Consider the following 6,000-nt stretch of genomic DNA (forward strand, 5'->3'; position numbering starts at 1 on the left):
CGTTGGAAAGTAAGTCGTTTCGCTGCCTTCTGTTCAATAGGAGCGACCTGGTTTCTAAGTCGTATGTTAAGCAAAGCTTAACATATATAGAACGATTGCCTGTGACGGTGCCGCTAAGTGTACCTACATTCAAATCAATAGTGTGACAAAATGCATGAACATCCAAAAGCCAAGCAGAGCGAATATGCCGAATGGCTTGGCGTGTCCCAGGGCCGAATATCTCAGATAACAAAATTATTGTAGATTGGTTCTGTCCCGATCTTACGATGTGACCTTGATAAACAAAGAGCGCCCCAGACCTTTTACCGGCCTGGAGTGCTCTTGTTTTGTTAGGAGTCGTTAGCCTTTGCCCCTGTCCATTTCCAAAAAATGCCGTCTTATTCGGCCTGGTCTTCCGGTGGCTTATGACCAATCACTCCATCCAACACTTTCAACATATTATACCAATATTCTCAACGGCCGAATTTTTCCTTCCGATGCCGGTATTTCTTCCTCGTCAAAATGACCTCAATGATGACTTTCCCTTTCAAATGAAGGCCAACAACAAAACAACCCAAAAAATCGTTTGCACCGACCGTACAGCTCCAGCCGCGAAACGGCGCCGGCAATACCTGGCTCAGACTCCGATCAGCTTCAGCTTGTACACATGCAGCACAAAAAAAGGACGTCCCAGTTTATGCATGTTAGTTCGCCTGTCAAAAGCTGCCGTTACCCTGATTGATCAGATCAGCCACTTGCTGGTTTCTTATCCCCCAAACCGCTGCGTTTTGTACCACTTGGTTTTTCTCCCCGTCACCTTGTCGACGATCATCGAATAGAAAGCGCGCAGAGAAATCAGCAGGAACAATTGGGCATAAGTGAAATAAGATATACAGGACAAAATAAAGTTCTGCATCGTACTTTGTCCAATATCGGTCGCCAGCGCCAGATTGATCTGCAGCACGAAAAGGTAATACATTAATCCCCAGGCAATCATGAGGTAAACATACAAATTATCTGCAAACTGAAACGGCATCGCTAAACCCGGTTTGAACAACGCGATCACTCCGTAGATCAGATTCACGACGAAAATGGTGTCCGATACAATAATGGCCAACATAAACCAGAAGTAACTCGCCACGTAGTACAGCACATGCAGCTTTATGCGCCAGCTTGATCGGTTGAACAAATGATGGATGTTGTCGATCACGACGGAAAAATTCCCTTTGGCCCACCGCTCCCGCTGCTTCAAATAAACGCTGAGTTGCTCCGGCTCCTGCTGATAAGCTTCCGCCTGGGGCGCTAGCGCAATGAGCTGTCCCCTCGTCAGAATCTCGAACGAAATAGCCGTATCCTCTGTAATCGCCTGCGTATCCCATCCGCCGATCTCGCGGATCAGATCCGTTTTCACAATGAAATTCGTCCCCGGAATCGTCCCCAACTTGAACAGTTCCCACAATCCGGTATGATAAATCCGCTGGGACGTAACCAGTTCGAGATTGATGCATTTGGAGAGGAAATTTTGCCCGCGGTTTCTTGCCTTGTTCCGTCCAAAAACGGCCCCGTAAGCATCCGGCTCTTCCATAGCCTTTTCGATCAAAAAGTATAAAGCGTTCCGCTCGGGCGCCGCATCGGCGTCAAAAATGCAAATCCACTCGTTTTTGGCATACTCCAGCGCATCATTAAGCGCTCCGGATTTACCACCCGTTCCTGTCCGTTCAAAAATCATAAAATCCCGGTCCCGAAACACTTCCTTGTTTTTCAACTCCTTCAATCTCCCGGCGGTACCGTCACTGCAGTTATCGGCAATAACGATGAGCTGCACTTTGTCCTTCGGGTAATTCAGCAGCAAAATATTTGCCGCAGTTGCTGCAATGACCAATTCTTCATTATGCGCGGGAACCATGACGGTCACCCTGGGGAAATGCTCCATTTTCTCTGAATCGGGAATGTCCCAATCCTTGCTGCTTTGCCTGAAAATAAACCGAACCGCGCCCCACATAATCAGAATCGACTGGAATACGGCTACCCAAATGCTTATAATCGATAACACTAACAATAAATCAGCCACTGACTTTCCTCCGGTCATATTTTCGATTTACACGTACCCGGAAGACCAGCGTTGCAATAAACAACCCCAAAACCGCAAGGAAAAAAATGACGCTAACTATCTCGCATAACGGAATAAACCAGGCGGTATAAGCCATCTCCTTCTCCTCCTGCTGTAAATCATTCTCAATGAACCTGCGATGAGTTCAAATGTATTCTCCGATCAAATCCGTCTCTGTATTGCGTTCGAGCGCGGAAATGACCGCCTCTGCATTTTCATATTTGCTGAACTGTTCCTTCGTAAAAACCAGTGCCCCGGCACGGATCACCAACTTCAACTCCCGGCCTTTCCGGTCCTGGAAGGAAATGTCCATCAGCGCGTTCTTGATCCGATCCGTCAGCGCCTTTAAAAACTCATGGTTTGTCATGGGAAGCAAAACAATAAACCTTCCCTGACCAAGGCCAAACTTGTAATCCTCGTAGCGGATTTGCTTCTGAATTCCTTCCGATAAGGAAACGAGCAGCCGGGCATACCCTTGCGAACCGAGAGATTCCTGCACCATTGGCAAAAATTCAATTTTAAACATGGCCAGACAGAAATTGTAGATATCTGAATAACGGTTGGCAAGGTTAGACTGTTTGACCAACGTTTCCGCAAAAGCTTCCTTATTCCCGAGCGAGGTATCCAGGTCCACTTCGGGATTCCTGCGCTGCAGCTCCTCAAGCCGCTCCATAAGCCGCTTATTGCGGATCAGTCCGGCTTTGATAAAAGCGGCTGCAGTCATATTGGCCGGGGGCAGCCATAGCCAGGAAAACGACAACACGTCCACCTCTGCGTAAGACGTAAACCAAACCAAATACGCAACCATATAAACAAAAATACATACGGCCGAGACTCCGGCCGGAACCAAAAACCCCAGTAGCAGAGCCGCAAGGCATCCTGTACTGAAAACCAGCTCGAATATAGTAAAAGATTGGTCTCTAAAGACGTTCACATAAACCAGCAGTACCTGCAGGATCGCTAATCCGATCAGCAGGATGTATCCCCAGACCATGCGCTGGATTAATCTTTTATTTCTCATACCCACCTCTATAATGATTTATGACTTAAACTAGTTGGATTGTCGACACGCTGCCCGACGCCTCCTCGCGGTCAAAGCAAGAGGCTTCTCACTCGTTTTCAAGGGCATACTCCCCTAGTAGAGGAAGCAGATTATCGAAAATATGGGTATTGGCTTTAAATACATACCCTCCGGGATAACGGACATCATTTCCCTTGAGGGTTAGCATACGTTCGTACAGTTGTTCTGCCAAGGGCCTGTCCCCTTGTTGAAGAGCAAACATGATGGCGAGACCGTAAACCGAAGGGGACTCATACTTCACCGCTGCCGTCCGGTCGGTACGCATATACTGTCCGAACAATTTCCCCGTTTGGTCAAACTTGTGCTTCAAAAATTGATACAGATGTGCTTGATCCCTATCCGTTTCTCCGGCATGAATAGCTACAAGTAGTTGGTCAATTAAATTTACGGTTACTTCATACTCATACTCCCTGGTGACCACGTTAAAGGACTTGGGGTAAAATACACCGTCATCCGGCATTTCCTGCAGCAGGGTATGATATCGCCGGTACGCTCCTTCGTCCAGTACACCTTCTTGCATGAGCCCTTTTAGCGTCGACAAATCCACATAGGCGAGGGCTAGAGTATCAGGAACTTCCTGTTTGGAGAAATCGTAGAAATCCACTAGATATCCGTTTTTTTGCGAACGGCTTAACAACGTTTTTGTTAAATCTATAGCCCTCGCCCTCCACACGGGATGGTCTTTCCACTTCCGGGCCCCTTCCAGCAAAGCTCCAATAATCCGCAAGTCGTCGCCAAGCGCGTTAGTGCTAACTTCCGTCCCCCCTTCGGGGCTTAATTTCCATGCAATGTAGTCTTGATCCGTCACGAAGTAGCGGTTTAACGTTTCATAGCTCTTTTCAAAGGCGGCCTGATCATCACTTGCTAATGCCGCCTGCATCCAAAGTCCAAGTGACTCGGAGAGTGCCTCTCGCCCTGCTGCCAACTCAGGATTGACCGATTTTGCCTTCTGCAAGTAGGTAGCCAGTGTACCGTTAGGGTTGGTCAAATTCTTCGCAATAAAGCGTTTTGTCGATTCTCCCCTATCGCTATGGGATAAGCATCCTCCGATTCCAATAGCTGCGCTTAACAGTAAGCCAAGCCAAACCCACAATACTTTACGTCTGCTTCGCCATTCCAAACTATTGACCTCCATTTTGCTGAACCTCTGTATTCGTGGTGTTATAGCGATCTTCTTTAGAGGCCGATATATCGAAGCAAACCTAATTTTATTTTTTTTAACTCTACTACCAAATATTCATACTATATAATTCGGCGTTCATAGCCCGAAAGTTTAGACTTCAGTCGTGCTAAAGAAACAGCAGCTCATGAATGGGTCATGCATGGGATTAATAAAGGAGAAAATGCCAAAACTTCAAATTATACTCCAAGAGGCGTTGGCTAAGTATAATAATTGCTTATACTTGCTTATTCAGCTTCACTTTATATACTTTAACGAGTTCCGCTCTTGCCAATCGAAGGACTTTAACCGGCTTAACAGAAGCGCTTGACTTTCATTATATATTGTAACTATAATAGTTACATATCTAAGTTCATGCATGAACAGGTTCTACTTACGATCACACTAATACATCATTTTCAAAACATATGACAGGAGGCTATCTATTATGAAAATTGCAGTTATTGGCGCAGGCGGCAAAGCAGGAAAAAACATTGTAAAAGAGGCATTGGACAGAGGCCATGAAGTAACGGCAATCGTTCGCGACCCGGCCAAAGTAACAGAAAGCCGTGCCACAGTGGTACAAAAAGACGTTTTTGATCTGAAAACAGACGATCTGAAAGGCTTTGACGTCGTCGTTAACGCTTTTGGCGCGCCATTCGGACAAGAGCATCTGCATGTAGATGCAGGCAACGTTCTGATCGAAGCGCTGCGCAATGTGTCCGGTACACGCCTGATTGTTGTAGGCGGTGCAGGCAGCTTGTTCTCTGACGATTCCCACACCCTTTTAGTCAAGGATACGCCTGATTTCCCGGATTTCGTATATCCGACAGCAAATAATCAAGGAAAAAACCTGGAAATTCTGCGTGGTACCAGTGACCTGAACTGGACCTTTATCAGCCCTTCCGCCGAATTTGCTCTTGGCAAACGCACAGGCTCTTATCAAATGGGCAAAGACACGCTGCTGGTTAATTCCAAAGGCGCAAGCTATGTCAGCTATGAGGATTTTGCGGTTGCTGTAGTTGACGAGATTGAAAACCCGCAACATCTGAACGAACGTTTCACCGTGGTATCCGAGTCTTAAATTAGCCCTGACTAAGCTGAATAATTTATGAATATTAAATTTTAACCCTAGAGATGCGTTCTTCCAAAGTGTGCATCTCTAGGGTCTTTGTGTTGTTTTATTTTATTTACTGAATTAGCTAAATCAAACGTTCTAGCTTAGTTCTTATTAGTAGATACTAAAACAGATGACTCCTGTTTCAGAAGTCATCTGTTAGTTATTGTGAAAAGAACTCAACTATTTAGAACAAAAACAAAATGCTTTTTCCTAGAATATTTCTTCTATTCGTACATATTTAACAGAATTTCTTATTCAGATACGGATTCTTCAGAAATGTTTTCTTCTTTACGATTCATTGGTATGGATACTTCACCATTCGCATCTGTCAAAAAATGAAGGGCCGAGTCTTTTTCTATTACACTTGGGAATTCGGTCACACTCATTTTCGACTCGGTAATCTCCTCAATGGGAGGAAGATTATTATACGTGTCATTAGTTACGGATGGTATCTGAATTTTATTCAACATTAGCGTTTGACGAAGCGTTGCTTGCGTCTGCAATGTGCTCCAGTCACTTGTGTTCTTGTCTGTTTTTGCACGCACACGGTA

General features: G+C 45.5%; 6 protein-coding genes and 1 pseudogene. 2 read left to right on the forward strand and 5 right to left on the reverse strand.

Annotated elements, in window-relative coordinates:
- Window positions 1-150: 150 nt before the first annotated feature.
- A pseudogene (locus JO375_RS00860) lies at window positions 151-243 on the forward strand (AbrB/MazE/SpoVT family DNA-binding domain-containing protein); the annotation flags it as partial.
- 502 nt (window positions 244-745) lie between these two features.
- Here the strand turns inward: JO375_RS00860 and JO375_RS00865 are convergent.
- The 4 genes from JO375_RS00865 to JO375_RS00880 all read right to left on the reverse strand — a co-directional run bounded on the left by JO375_RS00865 (window position 746) and on the right by JO375_RS00880 (window position 4,290).
- On the reverse strand, window positions 746-2,050 hold the full coding sequence (locus JO375_RS00865) for a glycosyltransferase family 2 protein (protein ID WP_229522696.1): 1,305 nt from the start codon (window positions 2,048-2,050) through the stop codon (window positions 746-748).
- On the reverse strand, window positions 2,043-2,186 hold the full coding sequence (locus JO375_RS00870) for a hypothetical protein (RefSeq protein WP_229522697.1): 144 nt from the start codon (window positions 2,184-2,186) through the stop codon (window positions 2,043-2,045). The genes JO375_RS00865 and JO375_RS00870 overlap by 8 nt, the downstream gene beginning before the upstream one ends.
- A 48-nt stretch (window positions 2,187-2,234) precedes the next feature.
- A complete protein-coding gene (locus JO375_RS00875; RefSeq protein ID WP_229522698.1) occupies window positions 2,235-3,110 on the reverse strand; it encodes a GGDEF domain-containing protein in 876 nt (291 codons plus the stop codon).
- Window positions 3,111-3,198: 88 nt separating this feature from the next.
- Window positions 3,199-4,290 (reverse strand): glycosyl hydrolase, encoded by a 1,092-nt coding sequence (locus tag JO375_RS00880; RefSeq protein WP_229522699.1) that lies wholly within the window; start codon window positions 4,288-4,290, stop codon window positions 3,199-3,201.
- Between the two features lie 487 nt (window positions 4,291-4,777).
- Here JO375_RS00880 and JO375_RS00885 point away from each other — a divergent pair, with 487 nt between their 5' ends.
- Window positions 4,778-5,413 (forward strand): NAD(P)-dependent oxidoreductase, encoded by a 636-nt coding sequence (locus JO375_RS00885; RefSeq protein ID WP_229522700.1) that lies wholly within the window; start codon window positions 4,778-4,780, stop codon window positions 5,411-5,413.
- Window positions 5,414-5,700: 287 nt separating this feature from the next.
- On the opposite strand, the gene JO375_RS00890 is transcribed toward JO375_RS00885, so the two are convergent.
- Window positions 5,701-6,000, reverse strand: a 300-nt coding sequence (locus JO375_RS00890; RefSeq protein ID WP_229522701.1) for a hypothetical protein, incomplete at its 5' end; no start/stop codon positions are given.

The organism is Paenibacillus farraposensis, assembly GCF_020736845.1.
Taxonomy (GTDB): Bacteria; Bacillota; Bacilli; order Paenibacillales; family Paenibacillaceae; genus Paenibacillus; species Paenibacillus farraposensis.

Coding starts and splice junctions, on each gene's coding strand:
- JO375_RS00885 (WP_229522700.1), top strand. CDS start 4,778: ATGAAAATTGCAGTTATTGGCGCAGGCGGCAAAGCAGGAAAAAACATT.
- JO375_RS00870 (WP_229522697.1), bottom strand. CDS start 2,186: ATGGCTTATACCGCCTGGTTTATTCCGTTATGCGAGATAGTTAGCGTC.
- JO375_RS00875 (WP_229522698.1), bottom strand. CDS start 3,110: ATGAGAAATAAAAGATTAATCCAGCGCATGGTCTGGGGATACATCCTG.